General features: G+C 35.8%; 30 protein-coding genes. 12 read left to right on the top strand and 18 right to left on the bottom strand.

Annotation, left to right across the window (positions count from 1 at the left end):
• The first annotated feature begins 143 nt into the window (after positions 1-143).
• Positions 144-578 (top strand): HIT family protein, encoded by a 435-nt coding sequence (locus BALCAV_RS06190; protein ID WP_003322926.1) that lies wholly within the window; start codon positions 144-146, stop codon positions 576-578.
• A gap of 234 nt (positions 579-812) precedes the next feature.
• Here the strand turns inward: BALCAV_RS06190 and BALCAV_RS22240 are convergent, their stop codons facing one another.
• Positions 813-959 (bottom strand): hypothetical protein, encoded by a 147-nt coding sequence (locus tag BALCAV_RS22240; RefSeq protein ID WP_160173391.1) that lies wholly within the window; start codon positions 957-959, stop codon positions 813-815.
• A 239-nt stretch (positions 960-1,198) separates the two neighbouring features.
• Here BALCAV_RS22240 and serC point away from each other — a divergent pair, with 239 nt between their 5' ends.
• A complete protein-coding gene (gene serC / locus BALCAV_RS06185; RefSeq protein ID WP_003322925.1) occupies positions 1,199-2,284 on the top strand; it encodes a 3-phosphoserine/phosphohydroxythreonine transaminase in 1,086 nt (361 codons plus the stop codon).
• A gap of 10 nt (positions 2,285-2,294) precedes the next feature.
• On the opposite strand, the gene BALCAV_RS06180 is transcribed toward serC, so the two are convergent.
• On the bottom strand, positions 2,295-2,492 hold the full coding sequence (locus BALCAV_RS06180; protein WP_003322924.1) for a hypothetical protein: 198 nt from the start codon (positions 2,490-2,492) through the stop codon (positions 2,295-2,297).
• Between the two features lie 78 nt (positions 2,493-2,570).
• On the opposite strand from BALCAV_RS06180, the gene BALCAV_RS21090 reads away from it, so the two are divergent.
• Entirely contained in the window at positions 2,571-2,918 is a 348-nt protein-coding gene (locus BALCAV_RS21090; RefSeq protein ID WP_003322923.1) for a YtxH domain-containing protein, read from the top strand.
• Positions 2,919-3,107: 189 nt separating this feature from the next.
• Positions 3,108-3,707, top strand: coding sequence for an HTH-type transcriptional regulator Hpr (locus BALCAV_RS06170; RefSeq protein ID WP_003322922.1), 600 nt, complete (start codon positions 3,108-3,110; stop codon positions 3,705-3,707).
• Positions 3,708-3,875: 168 nt separating this feature from the next.
• Here BALCAV_RS06170 and BALCAV_RS06165 read toward each other — a convergent pair whose 3' ends face one another.
• The gene (locus BALCAV_RS06165; RefSeq protein ID WP_003322921.1) at positions 3,876-4,475 is read right to left on the bottom strand and encodes a YpmS family protein; all 600 of its coding nucleotides are present in this window, start codon (positions 4,473-4,475) and stop codon (positions 3,876-3,878) included.
• A gap of 205 nt (positions 4,476-4,680) precedes the next feature.
• Between BALCAV_RS06165 and BALCAV_RS06160 the strand changes: the two genes are divergently transcribed.
• Positions 4,681-4,860: a hypothetical protein gene (locus BALCAV_RS06160; protein WP_003322920.1), complete on the top strand. Its 180-nt coding sequence runs from the start codon at positions 4,681-4,683 to the stop codon at positions 4,858-4,860.
• Positions 4,861-4,958: 98 nt separating this feature from the next.
• On the opposite strand, the gene BALCAV_RS06155 is transcribed toward BALCAV_RS06160, so the two are convergent.
• Together BALCAV_RS06155 and BALCAV_RS21555 are read right to left on the bottom strand one after the other, a co-directional pair.
• Complete coding sequence (locus tag BALCAV_RS06155) at positions 4,959-5,048, bottom strand: YjcZ family sporulation protein (RefSeq protein ID WP_040323705.1); 90 nt, start codon at positions 5,046-5,048, stop codon at positions 4,959-4,961.
• A gap of 88 nt (positions 5,049-5,136) precedes the next feature.
• A complete protein-coding gene (locus BALCAV_RS21555; protein ID WP_081939220.1) occupies positions 5,137-5,220 on the bottom strand; it encodes a YjcZ family sporulation protein in 84 nt (27 codons plus the stop codon).
• 257 nt (positions 5,221-5,477) lie between these two features.
• Between BALCAV_RS21555 and BALCAV_RS06150 the strand changes: the two genes are divergently transcribed.
• Positions 5,478-6,398: a peptidylprolyl isomerase gene (locus tag BALCAV_RS06150; protein WP_003322918.1), complete on the top strand. Its 921-nt coding sequence runs from the start codon at positions 5,478-5,480 to the stop codon at positions 6,396-6,398.
• Between the two features lie 33 nt (positions 6,399-6,431).
• On the opposite strand, the gene BALCAV_RS06145 is transcribed toward BALCAV_RS06150, so the two are convergent.
• The 8 genes from BALCAV_RS06145 to BALCAV_RS06110 form a co-directional block, all read right to left on the bottom strand.
• Positions 6,432-6,710: a sporulation YhaL family protein gene (locus BALCAV_RS06145; RefSeq protein WP_003322917.1), complete on the bottom strand. Its 279-nt coding sequence runs from the start codon at positions 6,708-6,710 to the stop codon at positions 6,432-6,434.
• 204 nt (positions 6,711-6,914) lie between these two features.
• Complete coding sequence (yhaM, locus tag BALCAV_RS06140) at positions 6,915-7,874, bottom strand: 3'-5' exoribonuclease YhaM (protein ID WP_003322916.1); 960 nt, start codon at positions 7,872-7,874, stop codon at positions 6,915-6,917.
• Between the two features lie 255 nt (positions 7,875-8,129).
• Complete coding sequence (locus tag BALCAV_RS06135) at positions 8,130-9,524, bottom strand: sensor histidine kinase (RefSeq protein WP_003322915.1); 1,395 nt, start codon at positions 9,522-9,524, stop codon at positions 8,130-8,132.
• Positions 9,521-10,204, bottom strand: coding sequence for a response regulator transcription factor (locus BALCAV_RS06130; RefSeq protein ID WP_003322914.1), 684 nt, complete (start codon positions 10,202-10,204; stop codon positions 9,521-9,523). The genes BALCAV_RS06135 and BALCAV_RS06130 overlap by 4 nt, the downstream gene beginning before the upstream one ends.
• 295 nt (positions 10,205-10,499) lie before the next feature.
• Positions 10,500-10,868 carry a hypothetical protein gene (locus BALCAV_RS21085; protein ID WP_003322913.1) on the bottom strand — a complete coding sequence of 123 codons (369 nt, stop codon included), beginning with the start codon at positions 10,866-10,868 and terminating at the stop codon, positions 10,500-10,502.
• A gap of 191 nt (positions 10,869-11,059) precedes the next feature.
• Positions 11,060-11,818 carry a membrane protein insertase YidC gene (gene yidC, locus BALCAV_RS06120; protein WP_003322912.1) on the bottom strand — a complete coding sequence of 253 codons (759 nt, stop codon included), beginning with the start codon at positions 11,816-11,818 and terminating at the stop codon, positions 11,060-11,062.
• Between the two features lie 26 nt (positions 11,819-11,844).
• The gene (locus tag BALCAV_RS06115; RefSeq protein ID WP_003322911.1) at positions 11,845-12,117 is read right to left on the bottom strand and encodes a hypothetical protein; all 273 of its coding nucleotides are present in this window, start codon (positions 12,115-12,117) and stop codon (positions 11,845-11,847) included.
• 295 nt (positions 12,118-12,412) lie between these two features.
• Positions 12,413-13,255, bottom strand: a complete 843-nt coding sequence (locus tag BALCAV_RS06110) for a Cof-type HAD-IIB family hydrolase (protein WP_003322910.1) — start codon at positions 13,253-13,255, stop codon at positions 12,413-12,415.
• 206 nt (positions 13,256-13,461) lie between these two features.
• On the opposite strand from BALCAV_RS06110, the gene BALCAV_RS06105 reads away from it, so the two are divergent.
• Positions 13,462-13,662 (top strand): hypothetical protein, encoded by a 201-nt coding sequence (locus BALCAV_RS06105; RefSeq protein WP_003322909.1) that lies wholly within the window; start codon positions 13,462-13,464, stop codon positions 13,660-13,662.
• 222 nt (positions 13,663-13,884) lie between these two features.
• On the opposite strand, the gene BALCAV_RS06100 is transcribed toward BALCAV_RS06105, so the two are convergent.
• Positions 13,885-14,238, bottom strand: coding sequence for a YlbF/YmcA family competence regulator (locus BALCAV_RS06100; RefSeq protein WP_003322907.1), 354 nt, complete (start codon positions 14,236-14,238; stop codon positions 13,885-13,887).
• A gap of 86 nt (positions 14,239-14,324) precedes the next feature.
• A complete protein-coding gene (locus tag BALCAV_RS06095; RefSeq protein ID WP_003322906.1) occupies positions 14,325-15,464 on the bottom strand; it encodes a DUF445 domain-containing protein in 1,140 nt (379 codons plus the stop codon).
• A gap of 204 nt (positions 15,465-15,668) precedes the next feature.
• On the opposite strand from BALCAV_RS06095, the gene BALCAV_RS06090 reads away from it, so the two are divergent.
• The 3 genes from BALCAV_RS06090 (at position 15,669) to BALCAV_RS06080 (ending at position 18,145) form a co-directional block, all read left to right on the top strand.
• Positions 15,669-15,854 (top strand): hypothetical protein, encoded by a 186-nt coding sequence (locus BALCAV_RS06090; protein ID WP_003322905.1) that lies wholly within the window; start codon positions 15,669-15,671, stop codon positions 15,852-15,854.
• A gap of 175 nt (positions 15,855-16,029) precedes the next feature.
• The gene (locus tag BALCAV_RS06085; protein ID WP_003322904.1) at positions 16,030-16,917 is read left to right on the top strand and encodes a PucR family transcriptional regulator; all 888 of its coding nucleotides are present in this window, start codon (positions 16,030-16,032) and stop codon (positions 16,915-16,917) included.
• A gap of 130 nt (positions 16,918-17,047) precedes the next feature.
• Positions 17,048-18,145: an ABC transporter ATP-binding protein gene (locus BALCAV_RS06080; protein WP_003322903.1), complete on the top strand. Its 1,098-nt coding sequence runs from the start codon at positions 17,048-17,050 to the stop codon at positions 18,143-18,145.
• A gap of 40 nt (positions 18,146-18,185) precedes the next feature.
• On the opposite strand, the gene BALCAV_RS06075 is transcribed toward BALCAV_RS06080, so the two are convergent.
• Together BALCAV_RS06075 and BALCAV_RS06070 are read right to left on the bottom strand one after the other, a co-directional pair.
• Positions 18,186-18,395, bottom strand: coding sequence for a hypothetical protein (locus tag BALCAV_RS06075; RefSeq protein WP_052044344.1), 210 nt, complete (start codon positions 18,393-18,395; stop codon positions 18,186-18,188).
• Positions 18,396-18,501: 106 nt separating this feature from the next.
• Entirely contained in the window at positions 18,502-18,705 is a 204-nt protein-coding gene (locus tag BALCAV_RS06070) for an alpha/beta-type small acid-soluble spore protein (RefSeq protein WP_003322901.1), read from the bottom strand.
• Between the two features lie 1,245 nt (positions 18,706-19,950).
• Between BALCAV_RS06070 and BALCAV_RS06065 the strand changes: the two genes are divergently transcribed.
• Both BALCAV_RS06065 and htpX read left to right on the top strand, forming a co-directional pair.
• Positions 19,951-20,502 (top strand): LemA family protein, encoded by a 552-nt coding sequence (locus BALCAV_RS06065; protein WP_004427540.1) that lies wholly within the window; start codon positions 19,951-19,953, stop codon positions 20,500-20,502.
• 18 nt (positions 20,503-20,520) lie between these two features.
• Positions 20,521-21,405 (top strand): zinc metalloprotease HtpX, encoded by an 885-nt coding sequence (gene htpX / locus BALCAV_RS06060; RefSeq protein WP_004427538.1) that lies wholly within the window; start codon positions 20,521-20,523, stop codon positions 21,403-21,405.
• Between the two features lie 103 nt (positions 21,406-21,508).
• On the opposite strand, the gene BALCAV_RS06055 is transcribed toward htpX, so the two are convergent.
• Entirely contained in the window at positions 21,509-22,720 is a 1,212-nt protein-coding gene (locus BALCAV_RS06055) for an aminotransferase-like domain-containing protein (RefSeq protein WP_004427535.1), read from the bottom strand.
• Positions 22,721-22,939: the final 219 nt, after the last annotated feature.

Here is a 22,939-nt window from a genome sequence, read left to right as displayed (position 1 = left end):
TAAATGATAAAGCCTCCATTTCAACGCTCAGCATTTTTCAGCTGTCTCCATTCTCAATTAAAAAGAACAAGCTTGCAAACCGTTCAAGAACTCGTTTATAGTGGAGAAAATATATCCAATATAAGAAAGGGAGGGTTCAAATTATGTCACACGACCCTAATTGTATTTTTTGCAAAATCATTCAAAAGGAAATTCCTGCTGCTACCGTTTATGAAGATGAACATGTTCTGGCATTTATGGACATTAGCCAAGTGACAAAAGGCCACACATTAGTTATTCCAAAAAAACATCAAAAAGATATTTATGAACTGACACCAGATGTGGCGAGTCACTTATTTACGGTTGTTCCAAAGATTGCTCAGGCGCTAAAAGATACATTTGAACCTGTCGGCTTAAATTTAGTCAATAATAATGGTAAAGAAGCAGGACAAACTGTCTTTCATTACCACATGCACCTACTCCCACGCTACGGAAAAGGCGATGGCTTTGGAGCCGTTTGGAAAGAGCACGGTTCCGAATATAGCGGTGATGATTTACAGAAAATGGCTGAAGCAATTGCGGCTTATGTAAAAGAATAATTTATAAAGATTCAAAGCTTAATAACAACATACCCTCAAATTATAATGTCTTGGCTAAATGTTCTAATATCCCCTTAGCCTATTTGAGAGTAAAAATCATTATTGAATGTAGTTTTAACAAAATAGTTGTCCCAAAAGCCCTTGTATAGAAGAAGCCGATGATATTTCACTTGTAAAATACATCGGCTTTGATTATTTTTAAACGAGATTAGCTAAGTGGACATTAAAATCTATTTACCACTTCCGAAAATCATGCTCCGCTTCGTATATATATTTTTTAATATAATAAAATGGTCCTTTTCCCTCGCCCCAAATATTCCAAAAAGCTTCAACAGCTTGTTTAAATAATCGGTGTTCCTTTTGAACCTTTATGATTTCCATTGCTGTATCCCCTTTCTTAACTTTAAATTACGAGTTTTTTCCTTCCTCACATCTTTATGCACAAAAAAGAAATAAAAAAGGAGTCAGAAAATACTAAAAAAGCTGATCCTTTTCTACTTAATTATGTTACGATATTCGTATTATTCGTTATTTAGCAATATAACGCTTTACCAAAATAGAGAGAGTATGACAGGTAGAGCGGACTATTCTTACAATATTTAATAAAAGGAGTGGAGAGTATGGTAAAACAAGTTTTTAACTTTAATGCAGGTCCTTCCGCATTACCTAAACCAGCCTTAGAACGAGCACAAAAAGAATTGCTTAACTTTAACGATACTCAAATGTCTGTGATGGAATTAAGTCATCGTAGTCAAAGCTATGAGGAAGTTCATGAACAAGCTCAAAATTTATTACGTGAGCTCCTTCAAATCCCAAATGATTATCAAATATTATTCTTACAAGGTGGGGCGAGCTTACAATTTACTATGTTACCAATGAACCTTTTAACAAAAGGAACCATTGGTAACTATGTGCTAACCGGTTCGTGGTCAGAAAAAGCTTTAAAAGAGGCTAAGCTTTTGGGTGAAACACATATAGCTGCCTCTACAAAAGCAAATAGTTACCAGAGCATCCCAGACTTTTCTGAATTCCAATTAAACGAAAATGATGCTTATCTTCACATTACCTCAAATAACACGATTTACGGTACACAATATCAGAACTTTCCAGAGATAAATCACGCTCCACTTATCGCTGATATGTCAAGTGATATCTTATCTCGCCCACTTAAAGTCAATCAATTTGGAATGATTTATGCTGGGGCACAAAAGAACCTTGGACCTTCAGGTGTTACAGTTGTTATCGTTAAGAAGGATTTACTCAATACCAAAGTAGAACAAGTTCCGACTATGCTACAATACGCAACTCATATAAAGTCAGATTCCCTTTATAATACCCCTCCTACATTTTCCATCTATATGCTTCGAAATGTATTGGATTGGATAAAGGATTTGGGTGGAGCGGAAGCAATCGCAAAACAAAATGAAGAAAAAGCCAAAATTATTTACGATACAATTGATGAAAGTAATGGCTTTTATGTTGGTCACGCGGAAAAAGGAAGTCGCTCACTAATGAACGTTACATTTAACTTGCGAAATGAAGAATTAAATCAACAGTTCTTAGCCAAAGCAAAGGAACAAGGTTTTGTCGGACTTAACGGCCACCGTTCAGTTGGAGGCTGTCGTGCTTCCATCTATAATGCCGTGCCTATAGATGCTTGTATCGCTTTGCGAGAGCTAATGATTCAATTTAAAGAAAACGCGTAATGAGCTTCCATTAAAAGTACGTAAAAATAATCAACCAAATGGTAATGATTGCCGCAATAATTGTAATCCCTGACATAAGATATATAGAACGAGTCCATTTTAAGCGCTCAGTCTTGTCTCCTTTTTTCTTTATTTGAATACCGATATACACACTACTATATAAAGAAAGTAAGCAAATCGAGAGCGTTAATAAAATGAGTGCATCCATAAAATCCCTCCTTGATCATGTGTATGATCGATCATGATAAATAATGATTCCACACAAAAAAAGGAAAGGTGATAAACTATGAAAGCAAAATGGTATGTTGTTGGCTTTTTAACTGGAGCAAGTATCGCTGCCACTGTTAGCTTACTCTCCACTCCAACATCTGGAAAAGAGCTTTGTCAGTCGATTAAAGGGAAAGCAAAAGATTCGAAAAAGGTTGTCCTTGAATTTAAAGAAGATAGCAAGCAACTCGTTGACCAGTTAAAAGAAACAGCGTCACTCACACAAAACTCTGTAAAAGAACTCGGTAGCGACCTAATGGAAGCTGCTTGCCAATGGAAAAATGAAGTGAGTCCCCAAGTTTCTCAATTAAAATCTGAGCTAAAAGATTTTAAGAACAGTATGGATCAATTAAAGGATCGCCCTTAATATAACATTTTTTTATATAATTGAGAAAAAATAACTATTTAAATTTTCAAAAAAGTTTGTTTAAACGCTTGTTTTGGTCTTTCTTTTTTCTTCATTTCTTGTCATAATAAGAAGTGAAAATATTCAACTATAATTTTTTTAGTAGAGAGAAAAAAGAAAATGAACCTTTTTTGGGATGGGAGGAGCAATATGGAGCAACATGAATCCAATTCGTTGTTACAGTCTGTTATTTTCAGTCATAAAGTAGCACAATTAAGTAAAGCATTATGGAAATCGGTTGAAAAGGATTGGCAAAAGTGGATAAAGCCATTTGATTTAAATATTAACGAGCACCACATCTTGTGGATTGCTTATCAATTAGATGGAGCCGCTATTTCTGACATTGCCAAGTTTGGTGTTATGCATGTATCGACTGCCTTTAACTTTTCAAAAAAGTTAGAAACAAAAGGCTACTTGACCTTTTCAAAAAGGGATACAGATAAGCGTAATACATACGTATGCTTAACAGATGAAGGGAGAAGTTTATTTTTAAAGACAATGGAATCCTATCAGTTAAATACGTATAGCACTTTGGAAGGGGCACTACCAATTAAAGAACTTTATGGTAAGTTCCCTGAATTCTCTGAAATTATTAGCATCGTCCGTCATATTTATGGTTCTGACTTTGTCGATACATTTGAACAATCATTAATGAAACTAGAAAATGATTTTAATGATTCTGATGGTAGCTTAAAAAAGAGTGAGGTTGAGGACCCGATTATTCCAGCACTAGAAACTTCAAGTTCTTAATCAATCCACCTTAATTAGAACGGAATGGATAGACTAATCCGGAAAAGAAAGGCGATGAGAAATGAATCTTTTCTCATCGCCTTTTTCTGTTAGTTATTGTATATGAAAAACAAATTTATTCTTGTAACATAATTTTTAATCATTTAATTCATTACAGCACTAAATGAATCACTTTGCTACTAGCTCCAATTTAATATTATCCGCCTGGACATCAAACTCTTTAAATTGCAAATAATAATTAGCACCAAGATCAAGCTCTGTTATTTGAACATGTAATAACTCGTTTCCTGAATCAACGACGACCCACTCAGGAAAATCTGTCGACTCCCCCATGCCTGCTAGTATCATACTGACCGGGATATCAAAAAAGCCTAATTGCACTTGTCTCACATTTAACAACAAATCACCATTTCCAGCAACAACAGGCTCTAAATAAACGGTAAAACCGATATCTTGTCCTAAAATTCGAATCGATGATTGATACTTCACATAAGCCCCCTCAAACTCAATCACAAAATCTTGTTCAGATTCTAAATCGGTCGAGTAAATGAGCTGTAAAATTTGTTCCTTACTACTTGTCACTTCCAATAATACATCCCCACTAGTAGGTCTTATTAGCTCAGAACGATTTAATTCACTCTCATCAATACTCATACTCCTTAAAAAGAGAAAAATCGCTAAAAAGGTTAACAAATTAATAATAAGTAGACCCCAAAAAGCCGTCTTCCACGTTACAAACCTCATCATCACATTCCTTTCCTTATCCATTCTCCTTCATCATCTGTTCTAGTTCCTATTTCTATTCCCAATTATACATCCAATCAACCATTGGAGAATCATCCAATTTCATTATTTTCCCTATTAATCTAAAAATAACTACCCGATAAACGCATAAAAAGTAGCATATCTCTATCTTTTTTTGAGTAGATTTGATAAAGTTTAACTATCACTTGGCTAGACTGGAGGCAGACTAATGGTCTTCTTTTTAATTCTATTTGCGGTCTTTATCCTTTATTCAATGAACTCAATGACCGATGCGTTATGTGAACGTCGTGAAATTCCACTCGAAAAACAACCACAAGTTTTTCGTACAATTAATATTTTGATGACGATTCTTTTAACTTCAACTTATGTTAAGATTTTATTTACGTAATTATAAGTAATCCTTTTTTATGATTCAATTTAATTTCCTGTGGAACGAAAAAGAGTGAACCGATTTGGCTCACTCTTTTTTCTATTTCAGTTCAACTATTAGCAAACCCAAGAAGCACCGATGATAACTAATAGGATGAATAATACAACGATTAACGCGAAACCGCTATTTCCGTATGAATAACCCATAGTAAATCCTCCTTAGAATAATTTAATTTTTAGTTTAGTTGAAGCTATGTGATTGATTACTCCAAAAAAAAGAGATGTCGTCGCCAGCTTACAACCAAGCTGCACCTACAATGACTAATAAGATGAACAATACAACGATCAACGCAAATCCACCTTGGTATGCGTGAGACATAATAACACCTCCTCTGTGCTTTGTTAGGATATCTTATGCAAATGCCTTCTATCTGTACTGGGCGAATGACCCAAATTAAGGCTAAAAACCTTATTCTTTTGTCCAGAAAACAAAAAAATTCAGCGTTTTCCACAAATAAAGGTGATCCAATTTAATGATCCTTTACGAAAAACTTTTTCTAATTTAACTATTTATGGTATAGTAGACCCTGTGATTAGATTATGACAGTGTCGACCTAACTTAGAGGAGTGAAAAAAATGAAAAAGTACATACTTACTGCGGTAGGACTAGCTGCCTTTACATTATTAGCAGCATGTAACAACGAGGATACAACAGCAGACGATGCTCCTATTGTTGTAGTAAACGGAACAGAAATTACAGAAGGTGAACTCGTTTCCATCTTAAAAAGTCGTTATGGAGATGAAACTCTTTCTGAATTAGTGGAGCGCCAAGCCATCCTTGGTCAACAGGAAAATTCAGGAGTGACACAAGAGGAAATTGATGAAGAATTAGATTATTTAAAAACGAATTTACAAATTGAAACAGATGAAGAACTATTTGAAGCACTTGAAAATAACTTCAATATTCACGTGACGTCTGTTGATCAATTTATCGAAGGTTATATTATTCCTCCTCTTGTTATCGAAGCGTTAGCGAAAAAGGATGTAAATGTAACAGATGAAGATAAACAAGCGTATTACGAAGAAAACCAAGAGATGTATGAAGAACAAGTAGAAGCAAGTCATATCCTTGTAACAGAAGAAGAAGAAGCAGAAGAAATTTTAGAGAAAATTAATGCCGGTGAAGACTTTGCTGAGTTGGCGATTGAGTACTCCATTGATGGTTCAGCTTCAAGAGGTGGCGAGCTTGGGTACTTCCCTCGTGGTCAAATGGTTCCTGAATTTTCTGAAGCCGCTTTTGAATTAGAAATTGACGAAGTAAGCGAAATCGTTCAATCAGAATATGGCTACCATATCATTAAAGTAACTGGAAAAAAATCAACTTTTGAAGACTTTGAAGAAGAAATTGCAGCAGCTTTAGAAGCTCAACAAGCAAAATCAGGCCCTGAGGTTTTAGCAGAAATTTTAGATGAGGCTGATATTGATGTTAGAGACTCAAGATATAGTGATTTATTCTCAAACGAAGCTCCTGGAGCAGGGGCAGATGAAGAAGAATAAGAGCCATAATAAAATCCTAGCGATTAGAAATCGCTAGGATTTTTCTATCTTCCTTTTTTCTCTTTCCTCTTCTATTCTTTCAAGATAAATTTGTCCCTCTTTTTCAATGAATTCATGCTCAACATGACGTTCCTCTAGAGAGTACTTCATGCTCATATAGGCACTAAACAAAATCCCAAAAATAACGAGGAAGATCCACCAAGGGCTTGCTAATAGTATTCCCCCTAAACTTGTTTGCGTAAATAGAAAGACTACAACAAGAGCAATTAGTAAAAATAAAGCGATTCGTTGACTTGCCTTATTTGAATTCATTTTTTTCCTCCTTTAAAACTTGTCCATTACTATTAAGTATGCAATAGTTCATTTAGATAGAACTAACAAACTTGAGTAAAACACACTCTGCAATCATATTTTGCTAAGACACAAGAGCTTCTGCTTACATTGTAATAAAAGGAATAGCAAAAAAGCTGCTGAGTTTCCCCTCAACAGCTTTCCTTTAAATATAGTGATTACCTATTATAAGTCTAATGGGGGTTCATGAAAGCTAGGTTTATAGAAGCTTCTGTTATCTAATGCCATCACTCTCTCAGAAAAACCTCCCGGCTGAACCCTCTCTAACGCTCGATCTAACATATTCATTTTTGCATCAATATTATCAATCAAATGTAGGAGTTCTGCTTCTTTAATTTGAGGTGCCTTTGGACTTCCCCATTCCCCTTTACCATGATGGCTTAGAACCATATGCTGGAGAATTAATACCTCTTCTCCTTCAATATTTAATTCCTTTGCCGCTTCGTCAATTTCATTAACCATGATTGTAATATGCCCAAGTAAATTCCCTTCTAATGTATAGACTGTATCAATTGGACCTGATAATTCCCGAACTTTTCCTAGATCATGTAAGATGATCCCAGCATACAATAAATCTGTATCTAGAGACGGATACAATTGGGAAAGGCTTTTTGAAATATGTAACATCGAGACGACATGATAAGCAAGCCCTGAGAAAAACTCATGATGATTTTTGGTTGCTGCTGGCGATTCCAAAAAGGCTGCCTGATGTTTTTTTAATAAATGACGTGTAATACGTTGGATATTAGGGTTTTTCATCTCAAAAATATATTGAGTGACTTGCTCTAACATATCCTCCGGAGAAAGTGGGGCTGAACGAACAAAATCAGCCAACTTTACATTATCCATCGCCGTCGTTGGTCTGATACTTTGTAATTTCAATTGGTTTCTTCCTCTATATTCTCCTAGTTCACCCGTTAAGTGAACGATCGACTTGCTTACGAATGTCGCCTCATCGTCTGGAGAACAGCCCCATAGCTTTGCATCAATCTCGCCAGAATGATCACCCAAGATTAACGTTAGAAATGGCTTCCCATTACTCGCTATTCCTCTTGTTGCTGTTTTGATAAGAAAATAACTATCAATTTTATCTCCTACTTGATGATATCTGATTCCTTTACTCATCCTATCACCTCGAGCCTAATGTATTTGTATTAGTATAGCATACTTTTCACCGTCTGCCTTCCTCCTAAGCGATACAAAACAAGAGGCATCTTATTATTTAATTGCAAATAGCACCTTTGTACAGGAGGTTATGTTAGATACAATATATAAGGAGTTTCCAATAAGAAAAAGTTGGATGACCAGAATGACAGTCGTCCAACTTTTTTAGAGCGCTTTGTTTTTAACTCAACATCTAATATAAATCCTAGACTATATTTATTGCTTTTTATTTTTGCGTTTTGCTTTAGGGTTTGTTTCCAGTTCTTCAATTGCTGGAAGATACACTTTCATTTTTACCCCAGAAGCTGTATTTTCAATTTCCGCATAGCCGTGGTGAAGCTCCGCAATTCGTTTAACAATCGCCAAACCTAAGCCAAATTTTCCGTTATTCCCTTTGTAAAAAGGATTAAAAAGCTTTGGAATGTCATCCTCAGGAATTGGCTCCCCATCATTTTCAACTGAAATAATGATTTTGTCCTCTTTTTGTTCGGCATCAATCCAGATCGAACTGACAGCATAACGTAATGCATTCTCAACTAGGTTTTCTAATAAAACTTCTAATTGTTCTTCATCACCTTTTAATTTCATATCCGAATGATTTACATAAATTTTAACATCTTCCCGTTGGACACGAAATCTTTCTTCAATTTCAAAAGCTAACGAGCCAAAAATAAACTCTTTTTGATTTAATGCATCTTCTTTAAATGAATCAAGCTTCGTATAATAGAGCATATCAATGACTCTACGCTCCATTCGATTGCTTTCTTCAATGATAACGTCCATTGTACGCTCTAAGTTTTGTTTAGGCAAAATACCATCCTTTACAGATTGAGCATAACTTTTGATGACCATTATCGGTGTTTTTAGCTCATGTGAAGCGTGCTGAATAAATGTTTTTTGAGCACTATCATAAATATTCAAGTTCTGCCTCATCTTCTCAAATTGATCGGATAACCTTTGGAAATCTTCATCCCCTTTCCACTTAAGAGGCTCTTTCCAATCCCGGTTCGCAATTTGCTCTAGATGATTTCCTAAAATGATTAATGGCTGTCTAAGATAATGCTTTAACCAAATCGCCGGAAGCAAACTAAGGACACTCGTTAATAAAAATAAATACAGCAAGCGTTCCCAAAGCTTGTTCACCATTTGATCCCGATATGTATCCCACATAAACGAAATACGATACGCTTTTTGGCCCCAGAGCACGTCCTCTTTTACGACATAAAAAACCGTTTGTCCACCGTATTGCAATTCATAGCGTCCATGTATAGCATCTTGATTAAAGGCATTGACCGCCATTTGCCGTAAAACATCTGCTGGTGGGATCGTATCACCACCAGGGGGTCTGCCAAGTGTATCAAAAATAACTAAATGAAACACCTTGCCAGCCTCACTACGGTCAAGAAAACCACCATCATCATCTGGAGGATTAATAAAATCAATTAGCGGATTGCTAAGGCGTTCCTGTTCTCTTTCAATTAAGCGATAAGTTTCCTCTGTTAATGTATCCTTAATGGAAATCGGAAAAATAATAATCACGGATAATCCAACTAACACAATTAGGGATATAAACGCAAGCCAAATTCGTTGCGTTAAATTTACTTTAATCATGATGATAAGATTCGGTAGCCATAGCCATACAGTGTTTCAAGATGAACTCTTGGCATCTTTTTCCTGACACGACGAACGACATCGTCAACCGCACGTTCAGAGCCGAAATAATTTTCTCCCCACACATGCTCAATAATTTTATCTCTCGAAAAAGCTTTTCCAATATCACCTGTTAATAATAAAACAAGATCCATCTCTTTCGTTGTCAAATCAACAAGGGCATCCTCACCAATCTCCATATCAGCAACTGTACGCCCAATTGGATCAACAACATATTGATTGATTTCTATTTTCTTCTGTTCCTGATTCGATGTTCCATATACTCGATTAATAAGCTTTTTTGCTCGGATAATTAACTCTTGTGGTAGAAATGGTTTAGCTAAATAATCATCGCTTCCCATTTCTAGTCCTAATACTCGATCTAAATCTTGGTCCCGTGCTGAAATGAATATAACCGGTGTATCTTCATTTTGTTTAATTGTTTTCAATAATTGATAACCATCCATTCCTGGTAACATAATATCTAATATCCATAAATGTGGTTTATCCTCAACGGCATCTGCCGCATCTTGACCATTATCGAACACTCTTACTTCCCAATTTTCTTTTTCCAAATAAGCTTTTAATACTTCTGATAAATTTTCTTCATCTTCTACTAGATAAACGAGATACTCACTCAACTCGCATCCTCCTCAATTAACCTCTTATATTTTTGAAAAGTTTCTCCAATTTTAACGGCATAGTTAATAAATTTATTATTCCACTATTACTGGTAAATGAAACCTTAATTTTGATCCTATCATACCTTTTCTTATTTAAATATGCACCTGTTTAGACAAGTTCACACTATTTTTTACAAATTAACCCTGAATCTTGTGAAAAATGTCCTTTATTTGCTCGATTCAAAAAAAGCTATCTTCATTGGAGGTTGAATGCCAATGAAAATAGCTTTACATATGCTCTACTAAAGCAAAATTATAATAACGCAATAGCTGTTAAGGCCGCAAGTGGTAAGACAAGGCGATTCCAATTAATAGGTCTCGGGTACGGATAATAACTTGGGTAATAATAACCTGGATAATATGCTGGATATGGATTATAGTAAGGATTTCTTTGAATCTGCTCTTGTTCATGTGAACCGCTCTGGTATTGCTCCTGCATAAGTTGAGCTAAATCAACATACTGGCCATTATCATCAACGGCAACTAATAAATACAACTGCTCATCATCAACATTTTCAATTACTCCATTAATCACTTGCCCTTGATACTGAACAGAAACAGGCTGATTTATATATTGTTGACAACTCACTTTAATTTGTTCCAAATTGTGCTGCTGATTCATCTTTACACCCCTTTCTTAAACTCATAAAATAGTCTATTCATTAAAAGAAAATGGGTGAATGCGGAGCTAAAAGCAATCTCTGAGTAATAAAAAAACATTCGTAAACCCTTTACATCACTAACATTTTGCCTGCTCCCTAACGTAAAAAAGCTCCTAAAAAGCTTTCACTTTTTAGGAGCTTACGTCATCATTTATACTTTTGATACTTGTTGTTGCTCTATTTGTTTCTTCGGCAAAATAACAACAAAATACGTTTGGAAAATCGTAAATATATTTCCGACAACCCAATACATAGATAAGGCAGAAGGTAACGATAATCCCGCAACAACAATCATCACAGGCATAATATACATAATGATTTTCATCTGAGCGGGCATTTCAGCTGAAGTCATTCTTAACTGAATCATTGTTGTTACACCGGCCACAAAAGGTAAAAACAAATCAGGTTGTCCTAAGTTGAACCATAAAAAGGAGGTTCCGGCAATCGCTTCAGTCCTCATAATTGCAAAGTAAAACGCCATTAAAATAGGCATTTGCACCAACATCGGCAAACAACCAGCAATTGGATTTACACCATGCTGTTGATAAAGAGCCATCATTTCCTTTTGCATTTCCTGCTGTTTTTTTGGATCTGGTTTATCGGACTTATACTTTTTTTGGAGTTCATCTAATTCAGGTTTCAACGCCTGCATCGCTTTAGAGCTTTTTTGCTGCTTTAATACGAGCGGTAACAAGAGAAAACGAATCGAAATCGTTACTAGAATGATCGCAATCCCAAAGTTCCCTTTAAAAATTCCAGCCGTCTGAATAATGAGCCAAGACATCGGATAAACAAAAAAGTGATTCCAGACTCCTGTTGATTCAGCACTAATAGGTTGATTCGTACCACAGCCTGCTAAAAGTACAGCAATAAATAATAAAAAGATTAGAACTTTTGTATTTGATTTCACTTAAATCCTCCTTATTAATTAAACGATTATTTCGCAAAATTAATAAGGGAAGAATCTTCATCATCATTTGAATGATCATAGTAGCAAGGAATTTTAGGACGATAAAACCTCTGAATGCAACTATTGATAGGTAACAATTCGATCTCTTTTGTTAAAAAGTTTAGTTTTCTTGAAAACAAGTAAGTTTTATGAGCATATTCAAAGCGAAATAATTCTGCCTTTGTATATGCCGCTACTAACCAAATCGTTAAGAGTACACTACACCAAAAAGACCATGTATCAATAATAACCTCAAACATCTTATCCCCCCTTCCTTCTAAAACCGAAGCTTTTTTATTATTATAAATCAATAAATATGAAAGTAGCAATTAATTAAATATTTCAAATACAAAATGTTGCTAATCTATAAAGCTATGCCTACTAAATGCAGGTCACCCAACTTAAGGTGCAGCACATGAGCGCCTATCATAATTACTCCCGCAAATGCAAAAAGCTTGCCGATCGTCTCGTAAAAGAGACTTTTTCGACAAGCTGGAGAGCGACAGTAATAATCACTTAACCGACGCATTTCTAAAGCAATCGTTCCTTTTATGGTTATATTTGCACTCGTAGTTGCTTTCTAAAGACTTCTCGTACCATATAAGCGACACCGTCCTCTTCTTTTGAGCGGGTCACCCAACTTGCGACCTGTTTAACCTCGTCTATCGCATCTCCCATTGCAACTCCTAAACCTGCTTCTGCCACCATTTCACGATCACTTTCAGTTACTCCGATAGCCACAACTTCCTCCATTTTCACATTCAAATAATTGGCGAGTAAACGAAGTGCTTTGACTTTAGATACTCCTGATTGAATAATTTCAATCTGATTAGATGAGCCTGTTTTTATAATAAAAGATTGATTCATCTCCTTTATTTGGTCAATCGCTCTTTTTAACTCATCCTCTAGTGCAAACTGAGCTTGTATCTTTAACGGTGCTAACGGATTATCAACTAAACGGTCATAAACCGAATCAACAAATGACAATGGGTAGAATCTTGGTTCATCTAAATTCAATGTCATTTTAGCAACCATATGATTTTTCTGTTTTATCTTATTTCCAAGGGAATAAAACTCATGGAAGACTCGAAAATGACAATCATAGCGCTCAAAAATATCGACAATTTCCTCTGCTTGAGCCTCTTTAATTCGATTTGAATATAATGCTTCCTCTTTGTCTTTAGCGATATACGCTCCATCACTACAAATCATATACTCCTCAAGTTTTAAAGCTTTTGCAAATTTTAAAGCTGACAAATAAGGCTTTGATGTAATTAAAGTGACAATGACTCCCTTACTTTTTACATAGTCGATTGCCGCTTTGGTTTGTCGACTAATTTTCGTATCTGATTGAAGAAGCGCTCCGTCAATGTTTATCGCTAACAATCGATAAGTCATATCGTTTCCTCCTCTTGGTGACTAACTCTTCTGTACTTGACTGTGCTTATCTATAGTTATGAATTGAAATAAAATCTTAGAACTTTTTGCTGGGAAGGAATCTAATATTCCATAGACTAAATCCAATTGGTTTCATATAATGAGTAATAGTGATTTTCACCACCTATATATTTATTCAAGCTCTATTTAGAAAGGATACATCCCCCATGAAACTACCTGTTTATTTATATATATTAATTCCGCTCTTTTTTCTATTTTTGTCACTAGGACAACCATCCTCATTTGAAACTAATATTTGGATGGTCATCCTTGGTAGCCTATCATTAGGATTATTTGTTGGTTTTGTGATTCATATAGCCACCCTTTTTAGTAAAAAAATCAAAAAAGGAAACGGTCCAACAAAGTAACAATGAATTGCTTTGGAGTGAACCTTTCCAATCAAGACGCATAGATTCCATCCTTTAGTCTCTTCTGTTCAAGGGTTGCTCTCCCACATCAAACAGATTTCTTTGAATATCCTTTTCTCAATATAGTAAAAACCCGGTAACGTCATCGAGATGACACAACCGGGCTTTTACTAATATCATATTGAAAATCGACCTTACAATTAAAAGCCGAATCAAACACAATTATTGTTGATCAGGATTTCCATAAATTTCTTCTAATGGCTCAGTGATAATCTTATTCACATCACCAATAGTCACACTAAGGCGTTGTTCAGCTTCCATTAATTTTGAAATAAGTTCGTGCTGTTGCACAAGCTCAAATTGTTGTTGTGCTTTTTGCACCTCTTCTTCAGAAATTTGCTCACCTTGCATTTGTTTTCTTTGAAGGTCTAATTGAAGTTGGCGGAAATTATCTAGCATTTTTTTCGCAATATCATCTTGACCAATTTGCTCGTGTAATGTTTTTAATGTTTTAAAATCTTCACTTTCTGCAATAGCTTTCTTTAGTTCTTGGGCTTTATCATATACGTTTGACATTTTAAAGTCCTCCTCAAAAATTTGTCTTAACGACTATAACATGTCTGAACAAATAAATCATCTTATAACCTAAAAGACCTAAGCACTTACACAAGAAATAATACGATAAGTCCTTGGAATAACCCAATAAACCCTCCTAAAAAAGCTCCTAACCAAGTGATCATCTTCAATTCTCGCTTTGCTATCGAAACAACTATCTCTTCTAATCGTTCTAATGGGAATCCCTCTACTTGTTTACGGACAATTTCTTCCAATTGGAGTTTTTCCAAAATAAACGGTAGTCGCTCAACCAATACATCTATCACAAACTTAACAATAGATGGAATGATTCGATTGATTATTTGTGCCTGGTATGTTTTCGAAATTTCTGAGATAGGCTTGTCTAACCAATTAACGACAGGCATTTTTTCTTGAACAAATGGCGATAGATTAGTCAAGAACTGCTCTTTCGTTACCAACCCTTTTAAGTCCTCAATCGGTTTATTTTGAATTTGATACCACTCTTTCCTTAAAACACTTTCAATTAATTCCTTTGTTTGTTCATCTTGAATCAGTTTACTTATTTGTGGCTGAAGTTTATCGACAAGTCTATCGTTACCTAAAAACATTTTCAGCATATTGCCCAATGTCCCTTTTTTAAGCAAATATCGCTCAACCATCGCATTTAATTGCTCTTTCCCTTCTGAACTTTGTAACTTTTGATCAAAATTATCTTGAATCCATTCAGCCATTGCTGGAATCGACTGTTGAACCTTTTTACTAAGCTCAATCGGCATTAATGTCACAATCGTAGTTTCTTTATGCTTATCAAAAAAAGCCTCATATTCCGCTCCTAAATGTTGGTCAATTTTTAATTGTAGTTGCTTTTTCGGTTTGTCGATTTTCCATTTCTTTTCTAAAAAGCTAGCAAGTGTTTCTTCACTTTCAAGTACCTTATTCGCTTCTATTTGTATCCAAGATGTAAAACCATTTATAAAGGCTTCACTTTTAACCTTCTCAGCTAAACCGTCACTCGTTAATAAGTACTTTACGACTGTATCCCCTAACTGTTTAGCAATTTCTTGATGCCTTTTCGGAATTAAACCAGGGGTAAAAGGGACTTTAAATGTACCTACTTTTATTTGTTTATATGGCCTAAAAAGCATTCTTATCGCTAATAAATTTGTTAATCCACCAATTAAGGCACCGACGATAACCATAAATACGATCGTCCACATATTCTCCATGTTTGAGTCACTCCTCACCTGTTCCAATCATTCGTTTGATTCGATTCATTATACGCTAAATATAGGTACGTATACTAGCGTGACAAAGTTGCATAGAGAACCCATTTTAAAACGACCACAAAAATGTTAAAAATATCCTTAAAAATTTAACGAATAATTAACCTTTCTATTCAAATCCTATTTAATAAAAAGGAGGCGAAATTTATGCCTGACAAAAAGAAACATGAAGAAGAAGCTCACACAGAAGGTCGTGAAGAGTTTTTTATGGATGTGGATCGAATGATAAATGAAGGGTTAGGTGGAGGAACCGTAAACGAACATCAAAGTGGCAAAATTGAACAAGCTAGAGAACTCGAAAAAGAAAGCCCACCAAACTCTGAAAAAGATTAATGAGGAAAAGTTCTCCTACCCCCGACTATAACGATTTACAACAATAAAAAAGGGTTGTCAAAGGGCATTTTGTTGACCTTATGACAGCCCTTCCTTCGTTATGGAAGGTAAACTCTCCCCTTAAGCTCTGATGATTTGATATAATAATGGCAAGATTCATTTAAAGGAGCTAGATATGAACAAGGATAAATTAAAACGAGTATTTGCTGAAGGAATTGTTAAAAACCAACGCCCTTCAGTACATGACTCATTATTATGGCTAAATATTGAAGGTGAAGCAATTGGTTTTAAAAGGGAACACTTAACCGAAAAAGAATTACTTTTACTTAAAGAGCTTTATCCAGAATTTGTACATATTCCTGAACCGAAAACGCCTGAAGAAAACGAGTGGAATAAATGGTTTTTAGGAGAAAGAAATTTAGCTCCTAATACCGCTAACATACGTTTTATTCATTTCACGCTTGAACAATCCATTGATGATTATGACGCCTTTCATGATATTTGGGACAGTATGTCTGAGGAACCGAGTTCTATTATTTGGTTTAGCCAAAAGAATGGAGTTGTCATTAATACAAATGAAATGACTCGAGAAAAAAATGACTTTGAAAGTTTAATAGATGCTATGTCCTCCGACTTTTATGCAGATTTAACGATTTTAATTGGAGCTGAAGTAGCCGAACCCAAAATGGAACAATTTAAATGGGAACAACAATGTCTTGAAAATATCCAAAGCTTAAATCCAAAAAAAAGGGTATTCCATATCCATGAGGCCTATGTTTATTATTTACATTCCTTTATCCCTACAAATGAACGAAATCAGTTTATGAAATCCTTTTTTACAGAGGAGATTCTTCATGACTTTGATTTATTAAATAGTATTTCCGTTTATTTTGAATCGAATTTAAACATATCGTTAGCTGCTAAAACATTACATATGCATCGAAATAGTTTGCAGTACCGTCTCGATAAATTTAGCGATAAAACCGGGATTGATCTGAAACAGTTCTCACAAGCTGCTTTTGTCTATTCGCTATTGTTATTACTTCCACTAAAAAAACATTAATAAGAGAGTTTCTTGGACAAGATGTATACAAATTGCACAAAGATCACTCTAAAGTTTGTGCACTCTCCCCATAGTCTTTTCACTATGAAAGCATTTACAATAAAACTAACAAATCGAGGAGGTACATAACATGGCAGATATTCAATTAAAAAATATTTATAAGATTTATGATGGGGATGTACAAGCCGTAACGGACTTTAACTTAGATATTCAAGATAAAGAATTTGTTGTATTCGTAGGTCCATCTGGTTGTGGTAAATCAACAACTCTTCGTATGATTGCTGGACTTGAAGATATTTCTAAAGGGGACTTAATGATTGGTGACAAACGTATGAATGACGTTGCCCCTAAAGATCGTGATATCGCGATGGTATTCCAAAACTACGCTCTTTATCCACATATGAATGTATACGATAACATGGCTTTTGGTTTAAAACTTCGTAAATTCAAAAAAGACGAAATCGATCGTCGTGTAAAAGAAGCAGCGAAAATTCTTGGACTTGAAGAAATGCTTGACCGTAAGCCGAAAGCAATGTCTGGTGGTCAGCGTCAACGTGTAGCACTTGGTCGTGCCATCGTCCGTGACCCTAAAGTATTCTTAATGGATGAGCCATTATCTAACCTTGATGCTAAACTTCGTGTTCAAATGCGTGCGGAAATTACAAAACTTCATAAACGTCTACAAACAACAACGATTTATGTAACACATGACCAAACTGAAGCGATGACAATGGCCACACGTATCGTAATTATGAAAGATGGTTTTATTCAACAAGTAGGATCACCTAAAGAAGTTTACGATAACCCTGAAAATGTATTCGTTGGAGGCTTTATCGGTTCGCCATCGATGAACTTCTTAGCAGGTAAATTAGAAGGAGACATTTTTAAAATTGGTAAATTTGCTCTTCAAGTCCCTGCAGGAAAATTATCGATTCTACGTGAAAGAGGATATGCTGACAAAGAAGTTATTTTAGGTATTCGTCCAGAAGATATCCACGACGAGCTTATCTTTATTGAATCTTCACCAGGAACAAAACTTAAAGCGACAATTGATGTTGCCGAGTTACTAGGTGCGGAAACGATCCTTTACTCTACAGTTGAAGGTCAAGATTTTGTTGCCCGTGTTGACTCTCGTACAGATGTTCAAAACGGTCAATCAATCGAATTAGCTTTTGATATGAACAAAGCCCACTTCTTTGACCAAGATACTGAATTACGTATTCGTTAATCAACGCTAACCCCGATATTCTTATTGAATATTGGGGTTTTTATAATTCATGTAACAATTTTATCTTCGTTTCCCGACAAGTAGGACAATATAAATAATGAGCACATAAATGCTCTGAGTAATCTTTTTCAATTTGATTGTTCAATTTGTTTAAATCAATTTCTTCATATGCACTATATTTATCTTCATAATCACTTATCCTGCCATAATCTATAATCGGTGTTTGGCAATTCTCACATTTGTTCGTCATCGCTTTTAGCCCATTACAAACGGGGCAAATGCTCAATTCATTCACCTACTTTGAAAGGGAATTAAGAAGAGGTGAGACTCATTACTCACCTCTTAATCCATCTTTATTATTTTTGCTGACCACCAAATTGTTGTTCAGCCATTTGAACTAAACGTTTAGTGATTTCTCCACCAACAGAACCGTTCGCACGAGAAGTTGCGTCTGGTCCAAGTTGAACGCCAAATTCTGAAGCAATTTCATATTTCATTTGATCAAGTGCTTGCTGTACACCAGGTACGAGAAGTTGATTTGAGCTGTTGTTGTTTGCCATTTTGTTTCACCTCCTTGTGTAATCATAGTTTGTTTTTTTTGCTGTTCTTATGTACAAAAAAAATTAGCAATTAACGGAAATTAATAAATGACTAACTTTTAGAGCTATGTTTTAATGTATGGCGGCGTTTCTCGACTCTTTTTACGCATCAACCTCGGCCATATTTCTTTTGCACAGCTTTCCTCCTCCCTTTTTTCACACCAACCACGACCAAAACCAAAATCCACCGTTAACAGAAAACTTATTCAAACAAGTAGCTACTCATGGTATGCTAAAAAATGAAACTTCATTGCCTTACATAACGTAGAAAGAATAATTAACTCAACTTTCGCATCGAGAAAATCCGTTCAACTAGTTGGCAGAGCGAATAGAAGCTCTTAAATAAATGCCCTTGACACGTTTGAAAAGCGAGAACGTACTATCACACCAAACGGATAAACTGTGCATTAAGAAAAAATAGACAATGTACAATGCGCTTCGGCGGTCGCTCCCAAACAGACACTCCGCGTCCTGCAGGAACCTCATGAGCCTCCTCAGCGTTTCACGCTTGCGGGGTCTCATTGGACGGTTTATTCCTGCGGGAGTCTCCGTGTCTGTTTGTCCGCTAGATAATGGAATCGAATCTAGGTTCAGTTTTCTCATGGAATAAAAAAATAGGCATTACTTCAAAATACATTAGCTTGAGAATGATTTTTCTCCTTCCATGACTCATTCCGTTACAGTTGTAAACCAATCCGTGTTGATGCTCTGTACATTAGCTAGATGATCGAGCTTGTTTATCCTGTCTTTTGATGACTACAGACTTAGGAAAAAATAGGTGGCAACTACCTATTTAGTTCCATAACCAACAAAGTGAAGAAGAAGGTCCTTCTGCGTTAGAAATAGCTGATTGAGAATGGCCATATCATCAAGCCTCTCCACGACACTTAGCGGACAAAACCATACGGAGACTCCCGCGGGAATAAACCGTGGAGCGAGACCCCGCAAGGCTTGCCGAGGAGGCTCGCCAGGTTCCCGCAGGACGCGGAGTATGGTTTTGGGAGCGACAGCCGAAGCTCTTAATTTTACTGCACAGTTTCCTTCAACAGCCTACGAAGAGATGTGTTCAGACTGTCAATGATTGAACCGTTCATGTAAAGTCAATTTGAGTATTGTATCCCCTAAAGTTAATCTCAATCAACGGTTAAGGGTCAATCATACGTTGCGAAAGTTGAATAATTAAATACACGAAGGGAGATTAAATGTATGGGTTTTCTAATAGGAGGAGGAATTATCCTTCTGATCATTATTATTTGGATTGTTTGCTATAATTCATTAGTTAAATATCGAAATTGGGTGGAGGAATCATGGTATCAAATTGAAAACCAATTAAAACGACGTTACGATTTAATTCCTAATTTAATTGAAACGGTAAAAGGATATACCAAACATGAGCAAGAGACTTTTGCCAAAATTGTTCAGCTTCGAAATCAAACAGTGGCTCCTGACCAAACGAGAGAAGAACAAATGGAAGCGAACAATCAACTTAGTGCTGGGTTGAGACAGCTATTCGCTTTACGTGAAGACTATCCCGATTTAAAAGCGAATCAAAACTTTTTAATGCTTCAAGAAGAACTAACAGGTACAGAAAATAAAATAGCCTACTCAAGGCAGCTTTATAATAAAACAGTTCGTGAGTACAATACGAAAATTGACTCCATTCCAACGAATATTGTTGCATCCTTACACAACTTCCAAAAAGAAAATATGTTCTCTATTCCTGCAGAGGAACACGAAAATGTGAAGGTTCAATTTTAATGAATCGGAGGGAACATCGTGGTTTTATATAAACAAATCGAGAGGAATAAACGTCATACAGTCATTATTGTGACCGGTTTTATTTTATTTGTCTTAGCAGTTGGTGCGGCTTTTTCTTATATAAGAATGGGTGATTATTACAGTGGGATGGCGATAGCAGCCATTATCGGGGGCGGTTATACACTTATCATGCTATTATCTAGCACAAATGTCGTGATGAAAATGAATCATGCTAGAGAAATTAAAAGTGCACAAGATAATCCCTTTTTATGGAATACCGTTGAAGGTTTAGCTCTGGCTGCCCGAGTGCCAACACCTAAAGTTTATATTATTAATGATTCAAGTCCCAATGCTTTTGCAACTGGGACATCACCGAAAAAAGGGGCTGTCGCGGTTACTACAGGATTATTAGATCGCCTAAACCGCGAAGAAATCGAAGGCGTTGTCGCTCATGAAATTGCGCATATTCGAAATTATGATATTCGCTTAGCAACAATTGCCATTGCCCTTGTTTCTGTAGTTGCTATTTTAAGTGACCTTGGCTCGCGTATGCTTTATTACTCTGGCCGAAGTCGTCGTGACAACAACAATCAGTCACCAATTATTTTTATAATCGCTTTTGTTTTATTAATTTTCGCACCTATTATTGCGACATTAATTCGTTTAGCTATTTCACGCAATCGTGAATTTTTAGCTGATGCGTCTGCAGCAGAGCTCACGAGGAACCCGCATGCCCTAGCCTCTGCTTTAAGGAAAATTACGACAGTAGATACACCTGTAAAAGAGGCATCAAGCACATCAGCCCCTTTATACTTTTCAGATCCATTAAAGAAAAAGGCAAAAAATCTTTTCTCCACTCACCCTGCACCAGATGAACGAATAAAAAGACTTCAACAAATGTAAGAAAGTGAGTAAGATCAATTTAGAAATTAGCCATATTTTTAAGATTCATTAAGAAAAACTGTTTCAAGCAATCACACTTGAAACAGTTTTTTATATCTTTTTATTACACAAAAAAGTGTTCTTGTTGTTCCACATTGTTAGATAGGACATCAACTAAAGCATTAATCCCCTTTTCAATTCGTTCTGGTGATGAATGTGTGAAGTTTAACCTCATCGTATTTTTCTTTGCTAAGCCTGCATAAAATGGCTCTCCTGGAACATAAGCTACACCATTTTTTACCGCTTCATTTAATAAAATCGTGGTGTTCAAGCGCTCGCTCAGTTCCACCCACAAAAACATTCCACCTTTAGGTTTTACAAACGACAATTCAGGTAAATCAGCTTTCTGCAAACAATCAACCATCGCTTCCATCCGTGAACGATAAACCGATATTAAGCTTTGAATATGGCCATCTAAATCAAAATTTGTACATAATTGATATAAGGCTTGTTGAGATAATGAGTTCGTATGCAAATCATTGGCTTGTTTTGCTTGTGACATCATTCGAATAACTTGGTAAGGACCGACAATCCAACCAGTTCGTAAGGCAGGTACAGCAATTTTTGAAAATGTACTCGTATATAAAACATGTGATCCATCATCTAATGCAGCCAGTGGTGTATATTTTTCATCAGGTGAAAACTGTAACTCACCATAAGGATCATCTTCAAAGACAACCACATTATACTTATGAGCCAAACGAATTAAAGCTTTCCGTCGTTCCAAAGACCACACACGTCCTGCCGGATTCGAGAATGTTGGTACGACATAAACAGTTTTAGGCTTATACTGTTTCATCTTAAGCTCTAGATCATCTGGTAACATCCCATCATCATCTGAATCAACGGCAATGATATTAGCTTCATATGAATTAAAAACCTGAAGCGCAGCTAAGTACGTAGGATCCTCTGTTAAAATCACATCACCAGGCCCTAACATAACCCGTGAAAATAGATCAATTGCTTGTTGAGAACCAGTCGTAACCAATACTTCATCAGAGGAATAGTTTGTAATTCCTTTTTTATTTTTCATCCTTTCAATAATCGTTTCCCTTAACGGCCGAAACCCTTCCGTTTCTGCATACTGTAAAGCTGACCCTTTCCCCGCCGCAAATACACGTGAAAATGCCTCTTCAATTCCTTGCATTGGAAAAAGCTCATCATCCGGTAATCCACCAGCAAACGATATCACATCGCCTTGACCTACTACTTTTAAAATATCGCGAACTGCTGAAGATTGAAGATGACGGACACGCTTTGCAAACGCATATTTCATGATAAAACACCTCTGTTTTCTTACAAATTTAATTTTTTGAATATTATATCAATACTAACTCATTCTCCCTATAAGTCAATAAATTTAACAAAGATTCCATAAAATATTTTGATAATTCCAATTCCTTTTGAACTGTGATGAGATTCTTCTTTACTGCAATAAAGGAATTGTCTAAATCTACAAATTTTTAATAATTAATGCACAAAGAAATTAAATACG

Source organism: Alkalihalobacillus alcalophilus ATCC 27647 = CGMCC 1.3604, from assembly GCF_000292245.2.
In the GTDB taxonomy this organism is placed as follows: domain Bacteria; phylum Bacillota; class Bacilli; order Bacillales; family Bacillaceae_D; genus Alkalihalobacillus; species Alkalihalobacillus alcalophilus.
The sequence above is the reverse complement of the archived record's forward strand: the minus strand, read 5'-3'. Positions and strand labels throughout refer to the sequence as shown.